Below are 24,214 nucleotides of genomic sequence, written 5' to 3' on the forward strand. Positions count from 1 at the left end.
CCCGTGAAACAGCAGAGTGTCATATAATAGATGACACTTTGTTTTTCTCCGCAGGAAACCGCGCGTGGCGGGAGGTGTCATCGCGCTGGACTTATATGAGCGATATCGCTCACATGAGATTTTCATTTTTGCGATGCCCCGCTCCACCTCCTCCCTTCATTGCGCCGCCGTGGATCTCGGCGCGACCAGCGGTCGCGTGATCGTCGGCACCTGGGCCAAGAACAAGCTCACGCTCACCGAGGTTCACCGTTTTCCGAATACGTTCCAGTCGCTCGGGTCGCACGATTACTGGAATCTCCCAGGCCTCTGGGCGGAAATCCAAACCGGCCTCCGCCAAGCCGCCGCGCGCTTCAAGTCCATCGCGTCCGTCGGCGTCGACACCTGGGGCGTTGACTACGTGCTCGTCAACGACGACGGCCGGCTCGTCTTTCCCGCCCACGCATATCGCGATGCCCGCACGCAGCCCGGCCTGCAAAAGCTCGCCAACACCCGCGCCGCGCTCGCGCGTATTTACGAGGCGACCGGCATCCCGAACGTCTTCTACAACTCCAGCCTCCAACTCGCCGAAACCGTGGCGAACTGCCCCGCGATCGAGGACCTCGCGACGCGCTGCCTTTTCCTCCCGGACTATTTCAACTACCTGCTTTCGGGCCGGATGGAGAACGAGTTCACCATCGCGAGCACCACGCAGCTGATCGACGTCCACTCGACGAACTGGTCGCGTCCCGCCCTCGATTACTTCCGCCTGCCGCCGCAGTGGTTCAGCAAACCCGTCCTCGCCGGCACGAAGCTCGGCAAGGTCTCCTCGTTGCCCGAACTGAAAGGCACGCAAGTCATCGCCGTGCCCGGTCACGACACCGCCGCGGCCTACGACGCGATGCCCGCCGATCCCGCCGGCACCGACCTGTATCTGAGCTCCGGCACGTGGTCGCTCGTCGGTTTCGAAAGCGATCAACCCGTGCTCGGTGCCGAAGCGCTCGCCGCGCGCATCTCGAACGAGCGCACCGGCGATGGACGGTATCGTCCGCTCACCAACGTCATCGGTCTCTGGCTCCTCGAGGGCACGTTGAAGGAATTCGCCGCCCGGCCGAAGACCGACGCCGAGTGGGCCGCGCTCATCAAGGCCGCCGAAAAACTCCCCGCGCCGAAAACGCTCCTCGACGTCACCGATCCCGTTTTCAGCAATCCGAAATCGATGCGCGCCGCCATCGACGCGCAGCTGAAAAAGAAAAAGTCCGCGCCGCCCAAGCATCTCGCCGGCTACATGCGCCTCATCTGCGACTCGCTCGGCCGCGGCCACGCGGACGCGATGCGCGCCTTCGAACGCCTGGCGAATCGCCGCTTCGCGCGCATCCTCATGGTCGGTGGCGGCTCGAAGAATCGTCTCCTTTGCCAGGCCACCGCCGACGCCGCCGGCGTGCCAGTCGTGTCCTTCGCGCTCGAAGGCACCGCGGTCGGCAACCTCGCCAGCCAGCTCATCGCGCTCCGCGCCGTGAAAGACCTCGCGACCTTCCGCGCGCTGCTCGCGAAAAACATTCAACAGACCGTTTATAAGCCCAGAGCCCAGAGCTGAGGGCCCAGAGCGAAACCTTCGATTTCTCCCTCCGTTCTTCTCTCCTGCTCTCGGCTCTAGACTCTTAGCACATAGCTTCCAATCCCATGCCTTCCGCCAAAAAAATCTCTTCCGCCTACAAGCTCGCCCAGGCCGCTTACGCCGAGTTCGGTGTCGACACCGAGGCCGCGATCAAGCGCGCGCGCTCCATCCCGATCTCGCTGCATTGCTGGCAGGCCGACGACGTTCGCGGCCTCGAAACGCCGCTGCCCGGCGTCGACTCCGGCGGCATCATGGCGACCGGCGGTTATCCCGGTCGCGCCCGCAACGGCGACGAGATGCGCGCCGATCTGGACCTCGCGCTGAAACTTCTCCCCGGCAAACAGCGGCTCAACCTGCACGCGTTTTACGCCGAGACCGGCGACGCCCACGTCGACCGCGACGCGCTCGAGCCCGCGCACTTTTCCCGCTGGGTCGACTGGGCGAAGTCACGCCGCATCGGGCTCGATTTCAATCCGACCTATTTCGCGCACCCGAAGGCCGCGTCGGGCTTCACGCTCTCCCACGCCGACAAATCCATCCGCCAGTTCTGGATCAATCACGCCAAGGCCTGCCGCCGCATCGCGCAGCATTTCGCGAAGAAACTCGGCACGCCCTGCGTCCATAATCACTGGATACCGGACGGCGCCAAGGACGCGCCTGCCGACCGCTGGTCGCCGCGCCGCCGGCTCGTCGAATCCTACGACGCGATCTTCGCCGACAAATCCGTCGACCGGAAACTCTGCGTCGACGCCGTCGAAGGCAAGCTCTTCGGCCTCGGCAGCGAGGAGTATGTCGTCGGTTCGCAGGAGTTTTATTCCTCTTACGCGCAGGCCCGCGATCTCGTGCTCTGCCTCGATCTCGGTCACTACCATCCGACCGAGTCCGTGGCCGACAAGGTTTCGGCGCTGATGCAGTTCCACGAGCGCATCCTCCTGCACACCTCGCGCCCGATCCGCTGGGACAGCGATCACGTGGTCATCCTCGACGACGCCGTGCGCAACCTCTTCCTCGAGATCGCCCGCGGCAATGCCTGGGATCGCGTGTTCGTCGCGCTCGATTTCTTCGATGCGTCGATCAACCGCATCGCCGCCTACGTGGTCGGCGCGCGGGCGACGCGCCAGGCGATCCTGCTCGGCCTGCTCGATCCGTCGAAGACGCTCCGCCAGGCGGAAACCGCCGGCCGCGGCCACGAGCGCCTCGCGCTGATGGAGCACGCGAAGGCGCTGCCGTGGGGCGCGGTGTGGGACGAACTTTGCGCGCGCGACGGCGTGCCCGCCGGTGCCGACTGGCTCGCCGACGTCGCCCGCTACGAAACCACCGTCCTCGCCCAGCGCTGAGCGACCTCTTCCGTTTCCCACAAAAGAGGCGGGCCCTTCCGGCCCGCCTTTTTTCGTTTCGCAGTGTAATCCGCCGTGCGCGTCTACGCCGACGAACCGCTCACTTTTCCCAGCGCAAGCTGAAGCTGCCGCGGTAGGTGTCCTGCGCGTCGGGGGCGATGCCTTGCGGACCGCCTTCTTCAGGGCGCGTGAACTTCGTCCCGATCGCGGGAATCACGTGCAGCAACGATAAGGTGCCGTCGGGCAATGCGGCAGCCGTTTTCGCGACGAGCTCGGCGGGCGGCTCGTCCGGCTTCATCACTTGCACGTAAAGGCCCGCGGTTTTCGGCACCACCGTCAACCGGCCGGCACTCGTCTCGAGCGTGAGCCAGCGCACGTCGGAGAACACGCCCTTGAATTCCGGATACACGAAACCGCGCCAGCCGGTGATCGTGTCGTTGTAGGCATTGGCCCAGGCGCCGAAGGTGACGCCGCGCTGCCGGTTCTGCCACACGCGATACGGACCGTTGCCGACCCAGCTTTTGCCGCGCACTTCCACGTCGGACGCGTCCAGGCTCACGCCTTGGAACGTCGCGCCCTTCACGCCGGCGACTTCATACGTGCAATCCACCCAGCCGTTCGCCCGCAGGCGCCATTCCACCGTTTTCAATCCACCCGTGTAGCGCTGCGTCACGATCCGGTCGCCGTTCTCCTCGCGCATGTCGCTCGCCACCAACTCCGCCGCGCCACCCGCCGGCCGCAGACGCATGCCGCGCGCTACGTCGTCAAAATCGAGCGCGCCTGCTTTTCCGATCGTCACCGCGCGAACGCCACTCGCCGGCGTCGTTTCCGAAAGCTGCGCGAAACGCTGCACGCCCGGCAGCGGCCACGTGTAGGTCCACACTTCGCGTCCGCGCGGATCCTCGATCCGCAGCGCGAGCACGTCCGCTTCGCGCCAGTTCGCGGGCAGTTCCAACCGCAGCGTTCCCGTTTCGCCCGGAGCGATCGCGGGGCTCGTCGTCACGCCCGAAGCCAGGGTCGCCGCATTCGTCGCGCCCGGCTCAGGCAGCCGGCGGAGTTGCCAGACGAAGCGGCACGCCGACGCATCGGTGAAGCTGTATCGGTTTTTCAACGACAAAGTTCCCGCGAACTCTTGCGGCAGCGTCCGTTCGTGCACGACGAGCGGCGACCACAGCTCCTTCAAGGTGTAAAAACTCGCCTCTTTCTCGCGGCGCGGCCCGAGAATGCCGTCAGGCCCCTGGTTGCCCTTCACGTCGATCTCGCCGGTGTCGGGACGCAGCACGCCCTCGTCGACCAGCGCCCAGACGAAACCGCCGCCGAAGGTTTTTCCGCTGCGCATCAGCGTCCAATAATCTTCCATGCCCGCGCCGATGCCGCCGTCGTAGAGGCCGTGCAGGAATTCCGTCGGCAGATAAATCAGCGGCTGCGGATGCTCGACCGGCGGCGCGTCGGGCTTGGCGCCGCGCGGGATCTCGAGTCCCTGCACGAGCGTGGCCAGTTGCGAGAACGGCCGGTAGTGAGCCGTGTTGACACCGCTGAACGTCGCCCATGGGTGCAGCACGGCGCGGCGCTGCGGGTCCCATTGCACGAACTCCGCGTCGAGATCCGTGTTCCAACCGCCTTCGTTGCCGTTGTCCCACAGCAGCACGCTCGGGTGATTCACGTCGCGCTTGATCATGGCCTCGACGAGTTGGCGTCCGACCTCGGTGTCGTAGCTCTTCTGCCAGCCCGCGAGTTCGTCGATCACGTAGAGTCCCTCCTCGTCGCAGAGTTCGAGGAAGCGTTCGTCCGGCGGATAATGCGACATCCGCACGGCGGTGAAATTCATCTCCTTCATCAACCGGATGTCCTCGCGATGATCGGCTTCGCTCAGGCTGCGGCCGGTCTCCGCGTTGAACGAGTGCCGGTTCGCGCCCTGCAGGACGATGCGGCGGCCGTTCAGATAAAAGCCGTCGCCCGCCCGCACCTCGAAGGTGCGAAAACCGAAACGCGTGCGCAGCGCATGCCGCACCGTGCCGTCCTTCGCCAGCAGGCGCGTTTCCGCCGAGTAGAGCGCCGGCGATTCCGCGCTCCACACTTGCGGCGCATTCACGCGGCCGGTCACGCGTATTTTTGTATCCGCGATGTCAGCACGCCACGCCGGCGCCGCCTCGCGACCGAGGGCGTCCACCACCCGCACTTCCACCTGCGCCGCGTCGCCGCGGCCCTCGAGAAACGCGTCGAGCGCGAAGGCGCCGTCGGCGCGTGCGTCGATCGCCACGCGTTCGATCGCCTGCGCGGGTGCGGCCTCGAGCCAGACCGGCCGGTAAATGCCGCCGAAGTTCCAATAATCGCCGGTGCGCTCGGCCTTGTTGACGCCTTCGTTGGCGGAGGTTTCGTCGACCGCCACTTCGAGGACGTTCTCGCCGTCGAAATTGACCTTGTCCGTGACGTCATAGCTGAACCGGTAGAATCCGCCCTGGTGCATCGGGCCGGCGGGCTGACCGTTCACTTGCACGCGCGTGTCGGTCATGACGCCGTCGAACACGAGCTTGATCCGGCGGTCGCGCCACTCGGCCGGCACCGTGAAGCGATGGCGATACTCGCCGCTCTCGGACGGCGTGAGACTGTGATAACTCAGCGTGCCGAAGCCGTGCATTTCCCAATTCGACGGCACGGGGATCGTGGACCAAACGCCCGACTTCGCGCCGGCGGAGCAGCGAAATTCCCAGGTCACGGCGTCGGCGCTGTCGCGGCCCGACAAATACAGCCGCTCCGTCGCGGGGGCGGCCGCGAACAGGGGAAAACCGGCGCAGACCGCCGCGAGGAAACAGAGGAGTCTCATGGAGCAAAGGGGTTGATGGACGAGTGGCGCGAGAGATCCGCGCCCGTCTCGCTCATCAACGCCTCTGCCTTCTCATCGCACAAGCGCGGAGTCTTCCGACTCGTTCGATTCGCCAACAGCAAAACGGCCGGAGTCGTGCGGACTCCGGCCGTGAAATGTGCTGTATCCTGGCAGGGCGGGTCTCTGACCCGCCTTTATGTCTTTCGCCCACAATCGGCGCGAAATGGCGGGTCGGAGACCCGCCCTACTATTGCCCGTCCGTCTGGCGGTGCCGTTTGCGCCTAGAACTCGAAGCGCGTCGTCAGCTCCCAGGTCGTGCCTTCCGCAAGGCGATACGAACCGACGCTGCCGTCCGGATTCGCGACGACGGCGACGAGCCGCTTGCCTTGAAACAGGTTTCGCACGTTCAGCTGGATCGACATGTCGATGTCCTTCGTGAGGTGCCGGCGGTAGGACACCCACGCGTCGAAGTTCGTCTCGGACTTGCCGTAGATCGGTGACGAAAGGTCGTCGACCCAGTTGAGCACCGGCGCTTCGAGGAAGGTTTTCTTGAACCCGAGCAGCGGACGATCCTGCCAGCGCATCGCGCCGCCGACGCCGAAGCCCTTCAGCCGACCTTCGGTGAAATCATACGACGTGATCGCGTTGAGGTGATATTGCCGCAGTTCGCCGACGTCCTTGCCCTCGGCCGCGAGTGCCTGGAGGTATTCGCGCTCGAAGCCGTCGGTCCAGATGTAGCCCAGATATTCGCGGCTGTTGTCGCCGAACGGCGCGATGTGCGCGAAACCCTTTTTCTGCCAGTAATTATAGGTCGCGGTCGCGTCGGCCGGGCTGTAACCATCCTGCGCCACCGGTTTCACCGCCTCGTAGTATTTCGCAAAATTGCCGCCGCCGGCGACGTTGAGGATGTTCGTGTCGCGGGCGTTGGTTTTTGAGCCGTTCACAATCACGCGCCAGTTGGGCGTGAGATTGGCCGCGATCTCGATCTCGACGCCGGTGGACGTTTTGTCCGACGTCTTGCCGAAGCCCGCGGGACCGCCGTCGGCATTCCACAAGAAGGCAGGCGCGGCCGAGGCCGAGGAAACCGGCGTGCGCACGAGCTGGAAGCCGTCGTTCAGATTGAGGCCCTGGTCGGCGTAGATGTTCCACGGGCGGAACCATTCCTCGTCGGTGCGGGCGGCGAACCATTCGCGGCGATAACGCAGCTCGGCGTCAGTGATCGGCGGTTCCGAATACGTGCCGCCGCCGGTCGGGCGCGGCGTGCCTTCGGCGATGTAGGTGGGTTCGCCGGGCACGGCGGCGCGGCGGATGCGCAGCGGCTGGTTGAGCAGCGCGGCGCCGTTCTCCTTCGTCCAGTTTTCGGGAATCGGCTGCGCGGCGACGGTCTTATCGTAGTTGTCGCCGAAGAACCACTTGTTGATGAGCCATTCGGGAGTGGTATTTTGGATACCGGTGCTCGAGGTGGCGTCGATCATGAGGCCGTTCATCGTGCGGGCGAGCTGCTGCTTGACCTGCGCGCCGGACGGACCGCCGCCGTAGGAGGCGTTTTTCTGCAGCGTCTTGAACCAGGTCACGCGCATGTCGAGACGGCCGTTGAGGGTATTGATGCGGACCGAGTGATCGCGCGAGATGCCGGACGGCGTGCCATTAGGCTTGTGATACATGTCGAAGCTGAGGCTTTCCGGCCGGAAATTGCTCGAGCTGTTCAGGCTGTAGCTGAGCCGCGTGCCCCAAGGCAGACGGCGGTTGATGAACTCCGGCGAGTGCAGGACGAGGCCCCACGAGCGCGTGGTCTCGATCGCGCGTTTGTCGTTGGCCGGATCGAACATCCAATCGGGCGAATCGGGCAGCGAATGATACGAGCCGTTCGGCGCCTGCACCTGCGTGCCAAGATTATAGGGCGTGGCGCCGGTGGGTTTGCCGCTGGCGTCGGTGAGACTCGTGAACCGGCTGGTCGCGCCCTTGCTTTGCTGGAAGAAATCGTCGCGGCGGACGGACCATAGACCGACGACCTTGTCGTTGAAAAACTTGCTCTGCACGATGAACGCCCGGTTGGTCACGCGCGTCGCCTGGTGGCTCGGGCCGTTGCGATACATGTTCGTTTCGTTCGTGCGGTAATCGTTGATGCCGGTCGCCTGCTGGCGAGAGTAGCCGGGCACGCGCGGAACGGAATGGGTGTCGAGGTAGAGATCGTTGACCGTGCCCTCGCCGGGTTGCGCCGCCTGGATCGCATACAGCGGCTGGATGCCGAGGCCCGCAATGCCGGGGCTGACCGCCGGATCGACGCGCGTATCCAGATAGTGGAGTCCGATGAAGTCCTCGTTCGCGGCGATATACTGCGACAACTCGCGGCCGGTGCCGAGCGTCTGCAGGCTGAAGGAGCGCGACTGGCTCTCGTAGGTTTGCCGCGAGAGATTGCCCGTGAACGTGTGATTGCCGAGGAGTTGGGAGAGCCACGGCCGCTTCACGTGATCCTCGAAATCGAACTGGTAGAACGCCGTGGCGCGCGAGCCGGTGCGTTCCGCGCGGTTGCGCAGGCCGTCGGTCGAGGTGGCAACGACGAGACGGCGGAAACCGGGATTGGGGATCTCGGGGCCGTATTTTGCAGGGTCGGAATACTCGGTCGAGCGGCGCAGGTTCTGGTTGATGTCGATGTTGATGTTGTTCGGGTTATTCAGCCAGTTGATGTGGCCGTTACGGTATTCCTGCTCGTCATAGGCGAGCTCGATGCCGGCCTTGCCGTCGAGATACGTCTGCACGAGCGCGATGTTGCGCGCGTTGTAGCGGCTGTATTGCGAGTTGTTCGGGCCGGCCAGGTCGTAGTTCCAGAAGTCGAACACGCTCGGATCGGTGATCTGCTGCTGCTGCCAGGTGCTCCAGGGTTTGGCGGTGAAGGACATCCCGGAGATCGCCTCCATGCGATTGATGCGCGCGAGCAGGTCGGGATCGCCGGCGAAGGTCTCCTTGCGCGTCAGCGGGTGCACGCCGGGATTCAGCGTCATGTGGAAGTTGTCGTAGAAATTTACCGGTGCGATCATACCCCAGTTGCCGATGCGCGAGGTGCTCTTGTAGGCGCCGCCGCGCTGGTGATAGGCGTCGGGGAAAGCCGGGTTGCTCGGATCACCGGTCGCGCTGGAATACGGGTTGAACCACACCATGCCTTCCTGATCGAACCACTCGCCGACGCCGCCGATATCGCGGTTGAGGTAGGGCCCGTATTGATACCAGGCGCCGCCGGGTGCGAGCGTGGCGCGATTCACCGGCTCGGCGGTGGTGAGCTTGTTGAGCCGGCTCGGATCGAACCAGTTGCTGAACATGTCGAGCGGCAGCGAGAAACGCGGCCGATTTGAGTCGGTCTTGCCCGCCTCCACGGTGGCGGTGATCTGAGTGAAGATGGAACGCGCGAGCTTCGGCTCCCAGCGCAGCGAGCCCGTGGCGCGCGTGGTGTCGGCCGACGTGTTCTTCTGCCGGAACGCCTCGTCCTCATTGAGCGCGTTCACCCGCAGGGCGAGCGAGCCCTTGACCAGCGGCACGTTGGCGTCGATCGCCTGGCGCGTGCCGCCAAAATTGTTCACGCGCAGCTCGACGCCGATCTTTTGCTTCGTGACGTTGGGTGCTTTCAGGGCGCCGTTGATGATGCCCGCCGGGCTGCCGAGGCCGAAGAGGATCGAGTTTGGGCCGCGCTGGATCTCGATGTTCTCCGTATTGTAGGCATCGAGCGGGATGTCGGTCGGGAAATAGTTGCGGGTGACGTCCGCGCTGCCGAGGCCGCGAATGCGGTTGCCGCCCTGCGGATTGCGCAGGTTGCCGTCCTGGCTGGAAGCGCCGTCCTTGCCGAGATCGACCCCCGTATAGTTTCCGTTGATACCGTTGATCTCGGTGTTGGTCGTGTAGACGAGCAGATCGCTGAGGTTGCGCGCACCGGTGTCGCGCAGGAACTGGGGCGTCACGACCGAGATCGGCGACGCGATGTCGCGGAGGTCCGTCTTGAGGCGGCTGCCGGCGAGCGAGGCGGTGGCGAGGTAGCCTTCGTTGCTGCTCGCGGAGACCTCGAACGGAGAGAGCTGCACGATTTCTTCCGCGGCTTCGGGATCGGCGGGGCGGGGCGGCACGGTCTGTGCCACGGCGAGCGTGGCGAGCGACAGCAGGAGCGCGCCCGGCAGCGCCCGCGGGGGCGCGGTGCGGCGAACGGGCGAGGAGGTGGCGGTGTTCATGGTCGTTGGGATGAGGTTGGGCGGAAACGAAGCCGCTGGTCGGGCAAGAGCGCGATCCGCGCCAGGCGGGGAGGTGGGGTTTGTTTGCCGGTTCCGCCGGGCGCAAGGAGCGAAGTGGCTCGCACGCCGGGCGATGGCGGGCGCATCACCGCGCGAAAGCGTGCCGCCACACAATCCCGCCGCTAGTAGCACAGGTGACGACCGCGCGCGCCGCGGCCCGGAGCGCGACAAAACAAACTCGCGTTCCCCGCCGCGGTGCCGCAAGGGGTGGACCGTGGAGTCGCATCGCGTCACCCAGAAGGACATCGCCCGCAAGGCCGGCGTGCACCGCGCCACCGTATCGATGGCGTTCAAGGGCCATCCGAACATCCCGCCGAAGACGCGCGAGCGTATCCTTAAAATTGCGACAGAGCTCGGCTATGCGCCGGATCCGATGCTTTCCGCGCTCGCGGCTTACCGCAATCGCAAGCGGCCCGCCACGTTTCACGGCACCCTCGCCTGGCTGACCAACTCCGCCTACGGTTTCGACTGGCGCGATCGCACGCTGCGACCGCACTTCAGCGACTATTTCGAAGGTGCGAAGGCGCAGGCGCAGCGTTACGGGTTTCAGCTTGAGATCTTCGATTTCAACGCCCCGCGAATGACGCCCGCGCGGCTCGCGTCGATTCTTGCCGCCCGCGGCGTGCAGGGCGTGCTGCTGTGTCCGCAGCCGCGGCCCGAGACGAATCTCGATTTCCCCTGGCAGAATTTCTCCGCGGTCACGTTCGGCTACAGCCTCGCCACCCCGCACCTCCACACGGTCAGCGCCACACAATATCGCGCGATGCGACAGACCGTGCACGAGCTGCGCCGGCTTGGCTACCGGCGCATCGGCCTCGCGCTCGATGGCGATCACGATCTGCGCACCGACCACAACTACCTCGCCGGTTATCTGGTCGAGGAACATCTCGCCGGCGGCGGCAGCACCGTGCCGCCGCTGCCAGCGCCGTATCCGGATCATCGGGCCGTCAAACAGTGGCTGCGCGCGCACCAGCCCGACGCGATCGTGACCGGAAATTATCATTTCCTCGATGTGCTGCGCTCGCTCGGCCGGCGCGTGCCGGACGAAATCGGCGTCGCCTGCCCGCTCCTGCCCTCGGCCGACACCGAACTCGCCGGCGTCATCGAAAACTCAGTTCAGATCGGCAGCGTCGCGGTCGATTTCCTCATCGGTATGATCCATCGCCAGGAACGCGGCATCCCGGAAAACCCGCAGCGCATCCACGTCGAAGGACGCTGGCTCGCCGGCAAAACGCTGCGTCCGCAGACCGGCTGAACCGGACGGGACCGACTGGCGCGCCGGCACGCGCGCCCGCCTCCTCCTTTTCCGCGCGTTTCCGACACCTGTGTGACAATCGCAGCCCTTGGTCCGGTCGCCGGCGCCGCTAGGTTGCGCGTCCGTCGCCGGCGCCCGTGCGTCAGGCTGCGTCTGCCCCTTTCCGCCCCATGCAACTCGCCCGCCGACAATTTCTCAAAATGGCCGCGCTCGCCGGCGCCGGCGCTTCGCTGCCCCGCTCGCTCGCCGCGCTGACCGCGCGGGCGGGGCCAACGCCTTCCGCCAGCGCGGCCGTGCCCGACACCTACCGACACTGGCAGTCGCAGGCACGCGCGCTGTTGGAACCGCTCGCCGCGTTGTTCGTGCCCGGCCGCGCCTCGCTCGAACTCCACGGTCCGGCTTCGGCCAACGGTGTCCAGGCCGATCGGCTCGAGTCGTTTACCCGCCCGCTGTTGCTCGCGGCGCACTACCTGCAGAGCGCGCCCGAAACCGGCGCCGCGACCGACGCGGCGAACGCCTTCCGCCAGCGCGTGGCCGAGTGGTTTCGCACCGCGCTCGTCGCCGGCTCCGCGCCCGACGGACCGGAGTCCTGGGGGCCCGACGCGAACTACCATCAATTGCACGTCGAGATGGGGCTCGTCTGCCTGGCCTTGCAGATCGCACCCGCGCAGCTCTGGCAGCCGCTCACCCGCGCCGAGCAAGCGCAAGTCGCCCGCTGGCTCGCGTCGGCCCGGCGCTCCGGCTACGTCGACAACAACCACTACTTCATGGGAATTCACATCATCGAATTCCTGCGCGCGCACGGCTACGGCGAAGCCGGCGACGAGATCGTGGTCGATGACTATTTCGATCGCCTCGAACACCTGCATCGCGGCGACGGCTGGTTCACCGACGGCATCAACCAGGCTTACGATTATTACAACGCCTACGCCTTCAATTTCTACGGCCTTTGGTGGGCCCGGCTCTACGGTCAGAGCAATCCCGCACGCGCCGCGCGGTGGCGCGAGTGGTCGCGACGGTTCACGGCGCACTATGAGCATTTCTTCGCCGCCAGCGGCGAACATCCGGCGTTCGGCCGCTCGATCACCTACCGCTTCAACAGCCTCGCGCCGTTCGGCCTCGGCGTGCTCGAGGACTGCTGCGACCTTCCCCTCGGACGCGTCCGCCGGCTCTGCACGCGCAATCTCGATTTCTTCCTGCAGCATCCGATCTACCAGGACCAGGGCTGTCTCGCCGTCGGCTGGCTCGACCGCTTTGACGCATCCGCCGAACTCTACACCAGCGCGGCGTCACCTTACTGGGCCGCGAAGGGATTCTCACCGCTGCTGCTGCCGCCGTCGCACCCGTTCTGGACTGCGTCCGAGGAACCGCTCCTGAGCGAACGCGGCGATCACGCGCATGTGATCAAACCGGCCGCGCTCGTCGTGCGCAGCGTCGACGGCGAGGTCGAGCTCCTCAACGCCGGTTCGCAGGTTTCGCACGTGAACCTGCGCTACGGTGCGTGGAAATGGAGCAAGACCGCCTACCGCACAGGCACGAGTTTCACGTGCGCCTTTCCCGCGCCGACAAACTGGTCGCCCGATTCCGCGCTCACGCTCCAGCTCGCGGACGGCCGCGTCTTCGGTCGTCACTCGACGGTCGCGACCGAACTCGCCGACGATCACCTCGCCTACCGCTGGGCGCTCGGCTACGCACCGGAACAGATCAACGTCGGCGTCGACACACTCGTCTGGTGGCGCGCCGGCTGGCTGCTGCAGCTGCATCGTTTCGATGCCCGCCAGCCGGTCGCACTGCGGCTCGGCGGCTACGCGCTGCCGCTGCGCGAACCGCGCTGCGAGCGCACCCACGCGTCGCGTATCCTTTCCGCTTGGACAACGGATCGCGCACGCGGCTCGGTTTTGCAGCCGCTGCATGGTTTCGACGACGAGGCGTGGGACGTCCGTCTCGACGACACCTCACCGCGTTCGCATCTCGCGACGCCGTATCACGCCACACCGCTCGCCGTGCGACGCCGCGCCGAGAATGCGGGGGTGCTGGCCGCACTGACGTGGACCGGCACGGATCCGGCCCAAGCCGCCGCCTGGTCGCTCGTCACCGCGCGCGACGGGGCGTGGGAGCTCGAGCATCCGCAGCTCGGCTCCTGGTCGCTCCGCCATTCCCAGCTGCCGGCACTCGCCTGACGCGGCCCCTTCTCTGTTTAATGAGCCTTCATTCGGAAACCACCTCGTCTCCCGACGACCCGCCTGACGCACCGCTGGTCGCGTTCGCCCTGACCGCACGGGAGCTTTCACTCTTTCTCCGGGAGCCCAACGACGGTCTGTCCGTTCCGCACCATCGCTTCAGCGAGGCTGACTTCGCCGGCGATGTCTGGCCGGAGCGTCTCGCGCGGATCCGCCCCACGGTGCTTGTCACCGGCTGGAGCACGCCGCCGCTGCCGGAGAACTGGATCGCCGCGCCCGACTGCCCGCTGCGCTACGTCTGCCATGTGGCCGGCTCCGTCCGAAAGCTCGTGCCCCGCCTTTTCCTGCAGCGCGGCGGGATCGTAACGAACTGGGGCGACAATGTCGCGCGCCAGGTCGCCGAGCATGGACTGCTGCTCGCATTGTCCGCGCTCCGCAACGCCGCTCACTGGCGCGCCTTCATCGCCCGCCCGCCCGCCACGCGGCGGATCGAGGAACTCGCCACGAGAACGCTCTTCGGTCGGCGCGTAGGCATCCATGGCTTCGGCGCGGTCGCGCGCGCCCTGCTCCCGCTGCTCGCCCCGTTTTCCGTTTCGCTATCCGCCTACTCCGCCGGCGTGCCATCGGAGCTGATGCGCGCCGCCGGCGTGGAGCCCCGCGCCTCGCTCGCGGAGTTGTTCAAGGGCGCCGACGTGCTGTTCGAATGCGAGGCGCTCACGCCGGCCACGGCCCACTCGGTTTCGGCCGAGATCCTGGGCGCGCTACCGGACGATGCTGTATTCGTAAACATCGGACGCGGCGATCTCGTCGACGACGCCGCACTCCAACGCGAGGTGGCCGCGGGCCGGTTGCGCGTCGCGCTCGACGTCGTGGCCAACGAACCGGTGACGCGGGCTTCGCCTTACGTGACGAGCGGTGTCGTGACGCTGTCACCGCACATTGCCGGGCCGACGCTCGATCGTTATCCGCACTGCGGTGCACATGCGCTCGAACAGTTGCGCACGTTTCTCCGCGGCGAAAGACCCGCCGCCGCCCTGAGTCTCGCCGCCTACGATCGCGCCACCTGACGCCGCCAACATGCTCGCCGTTTTCGACTACCTGGTCATCGGATTCTATCTGCTCTTCCTGCTCAGCATCGGCTGGTTCTTCCGTCACACCGGCCGCGACAGCAGCGAGTATTTCCGCGGCAGCGGGCGCATGGCGTGGTGGATGGTCGCCGCGTCGAGCTTCATGGGCGCGTTCAGCGCGTGGACGTTTACCGGCGCGGCCGGAGTCGCCTACGAGGCGGGCTTGGTGATTCTGATTCTCTACTGGGCCAACGCCCTCGGCTTCCTGCTCAACTGGGCCTACTTCGGCCGTTGGTGTCGCAACACCCGCGTCGTCACCGCGCTCGAGGCCGTGCGCGAACGGCTGGGCCGCGCCAACGAGCAGGTGTTCACCTGGCTGCAGGTGCCGTTTCAAATCCTGCAGGCCGGCATCTGGCTGTATGGCCTGGCAATCTTCTGCGCGCCGCTCTTCGGCTTCGATGTGCGCGCGACGATTCTCGTCTGCGGCATCGTGGTGGTGTTTGTCGCCACCGCGGGCGGTTCGTGGGCGGTCGTCGCAGGCGACTTCATCCAGGCACTCGTCCTCGTGCCGATCACGATCGTGGCGGCGTTCACCGCGTTGCAGTCGATCGGGGGCATCGGCGAGTTCGTGAACCATTTGCCCGCGACGCACTGGGACCTCACCGGCGCCGCCGCCGATTTCGGGCCGTGGTGGATCATCGCCGTCCTGATGGAGAAAATTTCCAACATCAACGGGCTCCATTCGTCGACGCGCTACCTTTGCGTGGCAAGCGGGCGTGATGCGCAGAAAGCCGGCGCGCTCAGCGCGCTCTTGTTTCTCCTCGGCTCCATCGTGTGGTTCATTCCCCCGATGGTGGCGCGGGCGCGGCAGCTGCCGCTCGACGGCTTCGCGGGTGTGACGAATCCCGCCGAGATTTCCTACATCGCGATCGCCGCGCAATGTCTCCCGGCCGGGCTGATGGGACTGCTGGTGACGGGCATCATTTCGTCGACGATGTCATCGATGGACAGCGGTCTCAACCGCAACGCCGGCATCTTCGTCCGCAGTTTTTATCTACCCGTGTTTCGCCCGCAGGCGCCCGAGCGCGAACTGGTGTTCGTCGGCCGGCTGACGACGCTCGGTTTCGGCGCGCTGTCCGTGATGATGGCGCTCTTCTACAGCTCGTGGCGCGACTTGGGCGTGTTTCAGCTGATGATGAATTTCAGCGCGCTCGTCGCCACGCCTTATGCGGTGCCGCTGTTCTGGTGCCTGCTCGTGCGGCGCTCGCCCGATTGGGCCGCATGGTCGACGATTCTCGTTTGCTGCGGCGTCGGCGCGGCCGTGAGCCTGCTGCCGAAAACCGAATGGGCGCTCGGTCTCGGTGCGGACGGCCTCGGCAGCTGGCTCGCGTGGGCGCGGCTGCACGATTACGCGGCGATCACGATCGCGAACGTCGTCCTCGGCTCGCTGTGGTTTCTCGGTGCCGCGTTCCTGTTCGGCGAACGCGGCCAATCGCCCGCCCGCGTCGCGCAGGTCCGGAGATTTTTCGCGCACGTCGCGACCGACGTCACGCCCGCCGAGGCGGGCATCGACGACCATGGGCGCCACCGCGGCGTCGCCCAGATGTGTTTCGTTTACGGCGGCTTCATCGCCGTGCTCGCGCTGTTCTCCGCCTCCTGGTCCGGCCGCGCCGGCCTGCTTTTCTGCGCTGGTTTCATGATCGCCGTCGGCCTCGCCGTGCGCCCCTCCGCGCGGCAACGCCGCGAACCTGCCGCGTCGCCCTCCCTCACCCCCACCCCATGATGTTACGTTCCTTTCGTTCCCTTTGTCTGGTCGCGCCGGCCGCATTCCTGGCAACGGCGTTCACGCCGGCTCGCGCCGAAACGCTGACGCAGTTCGTCACGCGCGAGGGTGATCGCTTCGTCGAAGGCAGTCGCGAATTTCGCTACGTGTCGGTCAACATGCCGGACAGTTTTCAGCTCATCACAAACTACCGCTTCGACACCGAGCAGCCTGCCGGCCGCTACCGGCTGCCGAACGAATTCGAGCTGCGCGATTGCGTGCGCAGCGTGCGGCAGCTCGGCGGCCGCGTGATCCGCACATTCGTCATCACCTGCGGCCGGGAGCCGCATCCCGCCCTCGCGTTCGACGTTTCCCGCCTGCCGGTCGTGCCCAACGAGTCCGCCCTGCAGGTTCTGGATCGCCTCCTCCAAATCTGCCACGAGGAGGGCGTTCGCCTGATCGTGCCGCTCGTCGCCTACAACAGCAACGTCCGCGGCGACGTGACCACTTACGGCGCGGATTTCTGGAACGTCGGCAGCCCCGGCAATCTCGCGTTCAAGGACATGCTGCGCCAGCTGCTCACGCGCACGAATGCGTTCACCGGCCGGCGTTATCTCGACGATCCTGCCATCCTCGCATGGCAAACGGGCAACGAGCTCGTGATCGGCGACGATCCCGCGCGTCGCGCGTGGCTCCACGACATCGCCGCGTATATCAAATCCATCGATCCACGCCATCTATTGATCGACGGACGCAACAAACCGAACGATGTCTTCGATCGTTACGAGGAATTCGCCGACGACCCGCACATCGACGCCGTCTCGTATCACACCTACGTCAACCTGCCGCAGGCCGACACGCCCGCCGGCACGCTCCGGCTGATCCGCAGCCAGCTGCGCGGGCGCAAGCCGCTCCTCGTCACCGAGGTCGCGATGTATACGAAACCCGCCGCGCTGCGCGCGTTGCTCGATGAAGTCATCGCCGACGGCACCGTGGGCGCCAACTGGTGGGCGCTGCGTTTTCGCAATCGCGACGGCGGTTTCTACAAGCACAGCGATCGCAATTCCCAGTTTGAGGATCTCAACTGGCCGGGCTTCGCCGATCCCGAAAACTATCTGCCCGAGATCGCGCGCGAACGTGAGCTCCTTGGAATCCTGCGCGACTACGCGAGCCGGATAACGGACACGCCCGCGCCCGCCGTCGAAATCCCCGACGCACCTCGCCTGCTTCCGGCGGCCGACGTCGGGCACCTCACCTGGCAGGGCTCGACCGGCGCGACCGACTACGACGTGCAGCGCGCCACGACGGCCGACGGTCCGTGGACAACGCTCGCGCGCGGCGTGCAGGATCACCTCATCGTTTACGCGCCGCTCTTCTGCGACACCACCGCCGAGGTCGGCCGCACCTATTTCTATCGCGTGCTCGCGCGCAACTCTGCCGGCACGTCGCAGCCGTCCAACACCCTCGGCCCGCTGACACCCGACCGATGCTGGCTCGTCGACGAATTGTTCGACGGCGGCCAACTTGCACCCGACTCAAAGAACGTCCGCATCGAAAAAGCCTACGCGCACTCCGCGTATCTTGAGGACATCGCCCTCGCCGGGCGCGAAGATCCGGCGCAACCGGCTTCGCTCGTTTACCGCGTGCCTGGAGCACTCCGCGAAATAACGTTCAACGTCTTCGCCGCCACTATTCCGCCGCGCGTTTTTCTGCACGACGCTCACGGCGCGCGCATGGAACTGAAACCGAACGTCACCGCCTACGACAAGGGACGACGCGCCCGTTTCCAGCTCGCGCTCGACGAGCCGAGAACGGGCAGCGTCGAAATCGAACTCTCCGCCGACGCCGATGCGGCACAGGCCATCGGTCGCGTCGAGCTCGCCTACCTGCCATGAGCGCTCCGACCAGTCGCCGCGATTTTCTGAAACTCGCCGGCACCGCCGGCGCCGGGCTCGCGCTCGGACTCACCCCGCAACTCGCGGAAGCGAAGCCCGCGAGCGCCACCTCTCGCAACGCGCTACCGCGCTGGCGAGGTTTCAACCTGCAGTATCTCTACCGTGCCGGCGGCGAGCTCGCGAAACCGGACGAAGATCATTTCCGCTGGATCGCCGACTGGGGCTTCGACTTCGTCCGTATTCCCATGAGCTACCGCACGTGGCTCAAAAAGAAGACGCGCCGCGGCGAAAGCATCACACCCGACGATGCGTTTCAGGTCGACGAACAGGTGCTCGCGTTGATCGACGACGCCGTGAGCTATGGCGAGAAGCACGGTGTTCACATCTGCCTCTGTTTTCATCACGCGCCCGGCTACCGCGTCGGCAAGAACGTCGACGAGCCGTTCGTCCTCTGGCGGGACGCTGCGGCGGTCGACGCGTTCACGTTTCACTGGGATCACTTCGCGCGGCGTTATCGCGGGAGCGCGGCCGACCAGCTCAGTTTCAATCTGTTCAACGAGGCGCCGTGGCCCAACGACGATTTCAACGGCGGAATCTATCACGACGCGATCGCGCCCGCCGTCGCGGCAATCCGGCGCGTCAGCCCCGATCGCATCGTCATCGCCGACGGCGCCGGCGCCGGGAATCTCTGCGTGCCCGAGCTCATCCCGCTCGGCGTGCATCAGAGCGTGCACTGCTATATTCCGGGCATCCTCAGTCACTATAAGGTCGACTGGATGCAGGACCGCGCGGACTGGCCCAAGCCGAAATGGCCGGGCGCGACCGACGACGCCGGCTATGCGTGGGATCGGCAGCGCCTCGAGCGCTACTACGCACCGTGGCGGCAGATTCTCGCGCAGGGTCTCGGAGTGCATATGGGCGAGACCGGCGGCTCGCATCGATTGCCCGCGCCGATATATCGCGCGTGGCTGAGCGACGTGTTGGGCGTTTGCCGCGACCTCGGCATCGGATTCGCGCTCTGGGATTTTCTCGGTGGCAGCAAGTTCGGCATTCTCGACACCGAGCGCGACGACGTTGCTTACGAAGATTGGCACGGCCACCAACTTGACCGTGAGTTGCTGACGCTGCTGCAACGCAGCTAAACCCAAAGGAGGCGTCGCGGGTCGACGCCCCTTGAGTCGCCCCGCGGCTCGTCAGCCGCCGAGCACCGCGATGATCCGGCGCGCTTCGCCGGTCAGCCAGTCCGCTTGCGCCGCGGTCAGAGTGTGTCCCCGCTGCAGGCGGACCTCCTCGATGAACCCCCGCAACAGGCCGCGCGCGATCGGCGGGACCTGCACCGACATTTTCGCCAGCGAGAGCGTGCCCACCAGCAGAACGCGCGTCGTGGTCCGCAAATTCATCGCCCGCACGGCCGCCATCAGCGCGTCAAGCTGATCGGCCGCGCCGAGCACGGTGACCTTGAACGTCGCCTGCGCCTTGTTGCCCGCGCCGTCTGTCGCGGTCACCCGGACGGTGGTCGTGCCGATCGGAAACACCGTTCCGCTCGCCTTCGAGCACACGATGTCCACCGGCCCGCCCGCATCGTGGGCGACCGGCGCCGGATAATTCACCTTCGCGCCCTGCGGCCGCGTGGCGTTCACCCGCTGATCGGGCGGCGCGGTCAAGGTCGGCGCTTTCGTATCCACAATTTTGACACTCACCGCCGCGCTCACCGGCGGGTTCACGCCATCGCTCACGCGCAGCGACACCTGGTGCGTGCCCAAGCCGAGGCGGCGGTCCGTCGAGGCCAGGTCGACGCCTGCGATCGCGACGCGGCTGCCGTTCGCCGGAGCGGTGACCGTGCCGCGGCTCAGCCGCGTCGTGCCGACCAGCCATTGATACGTCAGTTCATCGCCATTGAGATCCGCAACCTCGCCGGTGACGACCACGCGCTCGACGCCAAGCTCCCGGGTTTGGACGGCTGGAGCAGGAAACGCCTCCGGCGCCGCATTGACGCCAAACATCGTCGTTGCCTGCACCAGACCGGAGGAGCCGTTCAGGTCGCCGCACACGATTCGCGCGCGGGCGCGGATCGCCCCGAATTCCGGCAGACGCAGACCGGTGAGCTCCCAGCCGCCCGCAATCCGTTTTCCGGCGCCGAGCAAGGTCCACGTGGCGCCGTCGGTGGAAAGCTCGAAGGTGACCTGCGTCGTCTCCGGCGCCGAGCCGCCGCGCAACCACTCGATCCGCGTATGATCCGTCACCATGAGCGATTCCACGGCAGGATCGTTCAGCAATCTTGCGGCCTGGTCTCTCGACGCACCTCCGATCGAAGTGAAGTTTCCGGCCGCGAGCACCTTGCCGTCCGCTTGGAGACTGAGGTCGAACACGAACCCGTCCGCCTTCGGATCGAACGACGCGTCGACGGTCCCGTCGGCATTCACCCGCGCGATGCAGTTTCTGGGCGTCCCGTTCACGGCACTGTAGCGGCCGCCAAAGATGATGCGACCATCCGTCTGCAACGCGATTGTACTCACGAAACCCGGGGGGTCTGCAGCCGCGAGGACCATGGAAAAACTGGTGTCGATCGATCCATTGGGGTTCAAACGCTGCAACTGGCGCGTGTCCCCGCCGACCAGGATTTTCCCGTCGGGCTGCAGGGCGAAGCAGCGCACCCATTGGATCGAGTGGATCTCAAAGCCCGCATCAAGCGTGCCGTTGGCGTTGAGTCGCGCGTGGCTCTGCCGGACGACGCTCGTGCCGACGCTGATACTGTTGCCGCCGATCAGGATCTTTCCGTCGGGCTGGACGGCGATGGCATGCACGATGCCGGTGACGCCGGGATCAAATGGGCTATCGAGTGAACCGTCGGGGTTCAACCGGGCAAACGCAGGACGGGCGACTGCGTTGGCGGTCGTGAATTCGCCGCAAACCAGGATTTTCCCATCCGGCTGTAGCACGACGCTGAAGATCTGGTCGTCGAATTGCGGGTCGAAATTTGGGTCGAGCGTCCCGTTAGGATTGAGCCGCGCGAGGTTGTGACGCGTGACACCATTCACCGTAGCGAAACGCCCGCCGACGACGATCTTTCCGTCTGCTTGGACCGCAGCCGCCCACACGGCGTCCGTGCCGAAATCCGGCGCGAACGCGGCATCGAGTGTGCCATCGGCGTTCAGCCGGGCGAGTCCGTGGCACGCCACGCCGCCGATGGATGATGTCGCGGTGAACAGGATTTTGCCGTCCGGCTGCACGGCCAGTCCGCCGGCAAGCGCGCTCGGTTTGGGATCGAAGCCCGGATCGGCCGCACCCTGCGACCAAACCCGCGGCGACACCGCGAGGAGCAGCACGAAAGAAGCGAAAGATACGATCCCCGCTTGCGCGCGCGACCGGCGCAGGCGAATGGGGAACGATGCGCGGGTTCCCGCACCGAAGGGCGCCCGCCGGGCGAGCGCCAGGCGCTGCTGCGCCATCCACTCGAGAGTTTTCATAGTTCGAAAGGCCAAGCCATTTCGAGCACGGTGCGTGCCTCGGTGGTACGCCCGACCACGGCCTGCCTGCGCGGGAACCGATTACGCCGGAAAATTTGTCGAACCCCGCGGCCGCAGATCGGTAGTTCGGAAAGTTTCCCGACAACGCGTCAACCGATCCGACACCGCCGGCAGGCGCCGCCGAGTTCCGCGATCCTCACGGCAACAATGGTCGTCTTCGACGCCGTTATGAGTCCTGCGGCGCGGAGAGGTTGCGCAACACCGCTTCGAGTTTCCGGACCTCGATCGGTTTTGTGAGGTGCGCAATAAAACCGGCGGCACGACCGCGATCGATATCGGCCTCGGTGCCGTAGCCCGTGAGCGCGACGCCGCGCAGGCCGTGACGTTCGCGCAGGTGGCGCATCAGCGAGAAGCCGTCCAGATCCGGCAGACCGATGTCGGAGAACACCACGTCGAAGCTCCGCTCGCTCGCGAGACGCAACGCCTCCGCCGCGTCGGCCGCCGGTGAGACGTCCAGTTTGCGGCGTTGCAGCAGGCGCACGAGCGTCACGCGGGTCGCTTCGTGATCCTCGACCAGCAGGATGCGGAGTCCCTGCGGCCCGGGAGCGCCGGCGGCCGTTTCTTCGACGGGCTCGACGTCAGCCGCCAAGAGGGCCGGCGTCGCCGACAACGGCAACTCCATCGCAAACACCGCACCCTGGTCGCGTCCCGGACTGCGCACGGAAATCCTGCCGTCGTGCAGTTCCATCAGCATCCGGGAAATCGCCAGACCGAGGCCGAGCCCGCCGAACCGATGCCCGGCGCGGCCGGTGGCGTGATCGCCCTGGGAGAAAATTTTGAACACCCGGCCGATCTCGTCGGGCGTGAGACCGATACCTTCGTCGGCGATCTCGATCCGCACGCGTCCGTCCGCCATCGCGCTGGTCACGAGGATGCGGCCGTGCTTCGGCGTGAACTTCACGGCGTTTTTCAGGACATTCCAGAGCACCTGCTGGAGCCGCGTCGGGTCGCCGTGCACCGGCGCCGCGCCGGGAGCGAGCCGCACCTCGAGCTGCTGGGCCTTCGCTTCGAGTTCCGGCCGCACGGTGGCGAGCGCTTCGGCGAGCACGCGATGCACGTCGACCGTCTGTTTTTCCAGCAACAGCTTGCCCTCGGTGATGCGAGTGAGATCGAGCAAGTCGTCGATCAACCGGGCTTCGAGGAGAACATTTTTCGCGATCGCAGAAAACGCGTCCCGCGCGGCCACCGGATAATCGCCGCATTGCGCGCCCTCGCTTGCGATGAGGAGCACCGGATTGAGCGGGGTGCGCAGTTCGTGCGACAGCGCGGCGAGAAATTCATCCTTCGCGCGGCCAGCCTTGCGCAGGGATTCGTTGAGCTCCTTGAGCTCCGCCTCGCGCCGGGCGAGTTGGCCGGAGGTCTCGCCCAACGCGCGGAGCACCAGATCGGTTTCCGCAATGCCCGTGGACTCCGTTCGAACCGGCTCGCCCCGACCGATCCCGAGGGTCTGCTCCACGATCGTCTGCACCGCCGACACGACGCCGCGCGCGAACCACACCGCGAGCAAGGCGCCGGTCGCGCCCAACAGCAGCGAGATCGACAAGGCGATGCTGAGCAGGCGGCGCGCAGACGCATACAGTTCGTCTCCCGGCGCCGAGACGACGATGGTCCAGCCCGTGCGGGCGGAACGCGCGAACGCGGTGATGCCCTTGATGCCATCCAGCGTGGTGCTTTCGATCACGCGTTCGCGTGAGGCCGCCATCGCTGCGACGATGATCGGTCCGGCTTTGGCGCCGACATACTGTTCGGGGTTGCGCGTGCGGGCGGCGATCACGCCCGTGCGATCCACGATGGAAACATTCCAGGACGGAGCGACGCCGCCACGGCCGAGGGCGTTGCGAAACGCCGCGGGGCGCATGCCGGAGATCAACGCGTATCTCACCTCACCATCGATCCGGATGGGCACCGCGGTGAAGAGCAGCGACGCTTTCCCGGTTTCGTCGAAGACGAGATTGGAAACATAGGTGCGCCCCTCCCGCAGCGTCTGCAGGAACTCGGGCTCATAGCGGAAATTGGGCAGCACCGAATCCGGCGGCAGCAGGGTGTTCATCCGCTGCGTGCCGTCGATGTCGACCAAGAGAATCCATTCGTCCGACCGCTGCACCGCCGCCTGCGCCTGCGCGCGGAAGGTCGAAAACTCCCCGCGTTGCAGGCGCGACGACGTGGCCAGGCCCCACAACAGCGACTCGCGTTCGCCGACCTCCGAATCGACCAGCAGCGACGTCGCCCGCACCGCCGCGATCAGGTGCCGCTCCAGCTGACGCCGCTCGTTCTGGTAGCTTTCGTAGATCAGCCAGACGACGAGGACCGTCACGGGCAACAGCACCGCCGCCACCAGCAGCGCGAGCCGCCCCTGCAGGGTCCGATGGAAGAAAGACAGATAACGGCTCAACACAAAGGCGGGCATCCGAGGCAACGCCCAGCCGCGAGTCAAGTGACCCGGAGTGGACCCGCCCACTTGTCAGCGGAGAGGCGGCGGGAGTTCCTCAAATCTGTGCA

12 protein-coding genes are annotated in these 24,214 nt (G+C 66.1%); 8 read left to right on the forward strand and 4 right to left on the reverse strand.

Annotated features, from left to right (window positions below; translation table 11 throughout):
* Positions 1-133 precede the first annotated feature (133 nt).
* Both AC6RV7_RS05620 and AC6RV7_RS05625 read left to right on the forward strand, forming a co-directional pair.
* Positions 134-1,573 carry a rhamnulokinase gene (locus tag AC6RV7_RS05620; RefSeq protein ID WP_500092926.1) on the forward strand — a complete coding sequence of 480 codons (1,440 nt, stop codon included), beginning with the start codon at positions 134-136 and terminating at the stop codon, positions 1,571-1,573.
* A gap of 86 nt (positions 1,574-1,659) precedes the next feature.
* On the forward strand, positions 1,660-2,931 hold the full coding sequence (locus AC6RV7_RS05625) for an L-rhamnose isomerase (RefSeq protein ID WP_500092927.1): 1,272 nt from the start codon (positions 1,660-1,662) through the stop codon (positions 2,929-2,931).
* Between the two features lie 100 nt (positions 2,932-3,031).
* On the opposite strand, the gene AC6RV7_RS05630 is transcribed toward AC6RV7_RS05625, so the two are convergent.
* Positions 3,032-5,755 carry a glycoside hydrolase family 2 protein gene (locus AC6RV7_RS05630; protein ID WP_500092928.1) on the reverse strand — a complete coding sequence of 908 codons (2,724 nt, stop codon included), beginning with the start codon at positions 5,753-5,755 and terminating at the stop codon, positions 3,032-3,034.
* 281 nt (positions 5,756-6,036) lie between these two features.
* The gene (locus AC6RV7_RS05635; protein ID WP_500092929.1) at positions 6,037-9,969 is read right to left on the reverse strand and encodes a TonB-dependent receptor plug domain-containing protein; all 3,933 of its coding nucleotides are present in this window, start codon (positions 9,967-9,969) and stop codon (positions 6,037-6,039) included.
* A gap of 274 nt (positions 9,970-10,243) precedes the next feature.
* Between AC6RV7_RS05635 and AC6RV7_RS05640 the strand changes: the two genes are divergently transcribed.
* From AC6RV7_RS05640 to AC6RV7_RS05665, 6 genes are all read left to right on the forward strand, one after another.
* Positions 10,244-11,284 (forward strand): LacI family DNA-binding transcriptional regulator, encoded by a 1,041-nt coding sequence (locus AC6RV7_RS05640; protein ID WP_500092930.1) that lies wholly within the window; start codon positions 10,244-10,246, stop codon positions 11,282-11,284.
* Between the two features lie 170 nt (positions 11,285-11,454).
* Positions 11,455-13,464: a DUF2264 domain-containing protein gene (locus AC6RV7_RS05645; protein ID WP_500092931.1), complete on the forward strand. Its 2,010-nt coding sequence runs from the start codon at positions 11,455-11,457 to the stop codon at positions 13,462-13,464.
* A 20-nt stretch (positions 13,465-13,484) separates the two neighbouring features.
* A complete protein-coding gene (locus AC6RV7_RS05650; RefSeq protein WP_500092932.1) occupies positions 13,485-14,531 on the forward strand; it encodes a hydroxyacid dehydrogenase in 1,047 nt (348 codons plus the stop codon).
* Positions 14,532-14,541: 10 nt separating this feature from the next.
* Positions 14,542-16,314, forward strand: a complete 1,773-nt coding sequence (locus tag AC6RV7_RS05655; protein WP_500092933.1) for a sodium:solute symporter family transporter — start codon at positions 14,542-14,544, stop codon at positions 16,312-16,314.
* On the forward strand, positions 16,311-18,188 hold the full coding sequence (locus AC6RV7_RS05660) for a glycoside hydrolase 5 family protein (RefSeq protein ID WP_500092934.1): 1,878 nt from the start codon (positions 16,311-16,313) through the stop codon (positions 18,186-18,188). The genes AC6RV7_RS05655 and AC6RV7_RS05660 overlap by 4 nt, the downstream gene beginning before the upstream one ends.
* Positions 18,185-19,330 carry a cellulase family glycosylhydrolase gene (locus AC6RV7_RS05665; RefSeq protein WP_500092935.1) on the forward strand — a complete coding sequence of 382 codons (1,146 nt, stop codon included), beginning with the start codon at positions 18,185-18,187 and terminating at the stop codon, positions 19,328-19,330. The genes AC6RV7_RS05660 and AC6RV7_RS05665 overlap by 4 nt, the downstream gene beginning before the upstream one ends.
* Positions 19,331-19,381: 51 nt before the next feature.
* Here AC6RV7_RS05665 and AC6RV7_RS05670 read toward each other — a convergent pair whose 3' ends face one another.
* Complete coding sequence (locus tag AC6RV7_RS05670; protein WP_500092936.1) at positions 19,382-21,655, reverse strand: HYR domain-containing protein; 2,274 nt, start codon at positions 21,653-21,655, stop codon at positions 19,382-19,384.
* Positions 21,656-21,881: 226 nt separating this feature from the next.
* On the reverse strand, positions 21,882-24,122 hold the full coding sequence (locus AC6RV7_RS05675; RefSeq protein WP_500092937.1) for a hybrid sensor histidine kinase/response regulator: 2,241 nt from the start codon (positions 24,120-24,122) through the stop codon (positions 21,882-21,884).
* Positions 24,123-24,214 lie beyond the last annotated feature (92 nt).

The organism is Opitutus sp. sgz309028, from assembly GCF_059821195.1.

Excerpts from the sequence above, each read along its gene's own strand:
- AC6RV7_RS05620 (WP_500092926.1), top strand. The coding sequence starts at position 134 with ATGCCCCGCTCCACCTCCTCCCTTCATTGCGCCGCCGTGGATCTCGGC.
- AC6RV7_RS05625 (WP_500092927.1), top strand. The coding sequence starts at position 1,660 with ATGCCTTCCGCCAAAAAAATCTCTTCCGCCTACAAGCTCGCCCAGGCC.
- AC6RV7_RS05630 (WP_500092928.1), bottom strand. The coding sequence starts at position 5,755 with ATGAGACTCCTCTGTTTCCTCGCGGCGGTCTGCGCCGGTTTTCCCCTG.
- AC6RV7_RS05635 (WP_500092929.1), bottom strand. The coding sequence starts at position 9,969 with ATGAACACCGCCACCTCCTCGCCCGTTCGCCGCACCGCGCCCCCGCGG.
- AC6RV7_RS05645 (WP_500092931.1), top strand. The coding sequence starts at position 11,455 with ATGCAACTCGCCCGCCGACAATTTCTCAAAATGGCCGCGCTCGCCGGC.
- AC6RV7_RS05650 (WP_500092932.1), top strand. The coding sequence starts at position 13,485 with ATGAGCCTTCATTCGGAAACCACCTCGTCTCCCGACGACCCGCCTGAC.
- AC6RV7_RS05655 (WP_500092933.1), top strand. The coding sequence starts at position 14,542 with ATGCTCGCCGTTTTCGACTACCTGGTCATCGGATTCTATCTGCTCTTC.
- AC6RV7_RS05660 (WP_500092934.1), top strand. The coding sequence starts at position 16,311 with ATGATGTTACGTTCCTTTCGTTCCCTTTGTCTGGTCGCGCCGGCCGCA.
- AC6RV7_RS05665 (WP_500092935.1), top strand. The coding sequence starts at position 18,185 with ATGAGCGCTCCGACCAGTCGCCGCGATTTTCTGAAACTCGCCGGCACC.
- AC6RV7_RS05670 (WP_500092936.1), bottom strand. The coding sequence starts at position 21,655 with ATGAAAACTCTCGAGTGGATGGCGCAGCAGCGCCTGGCGCTCGCCCGG.
- AC6RV7_RS05675 (WP_500092937.1), bottom strand. The coding sequence starts at position 24,122 with ATGCCCGCCTTTGTGTTGAGCCGTTATCTGTCTTTCTTCCATCGGACC.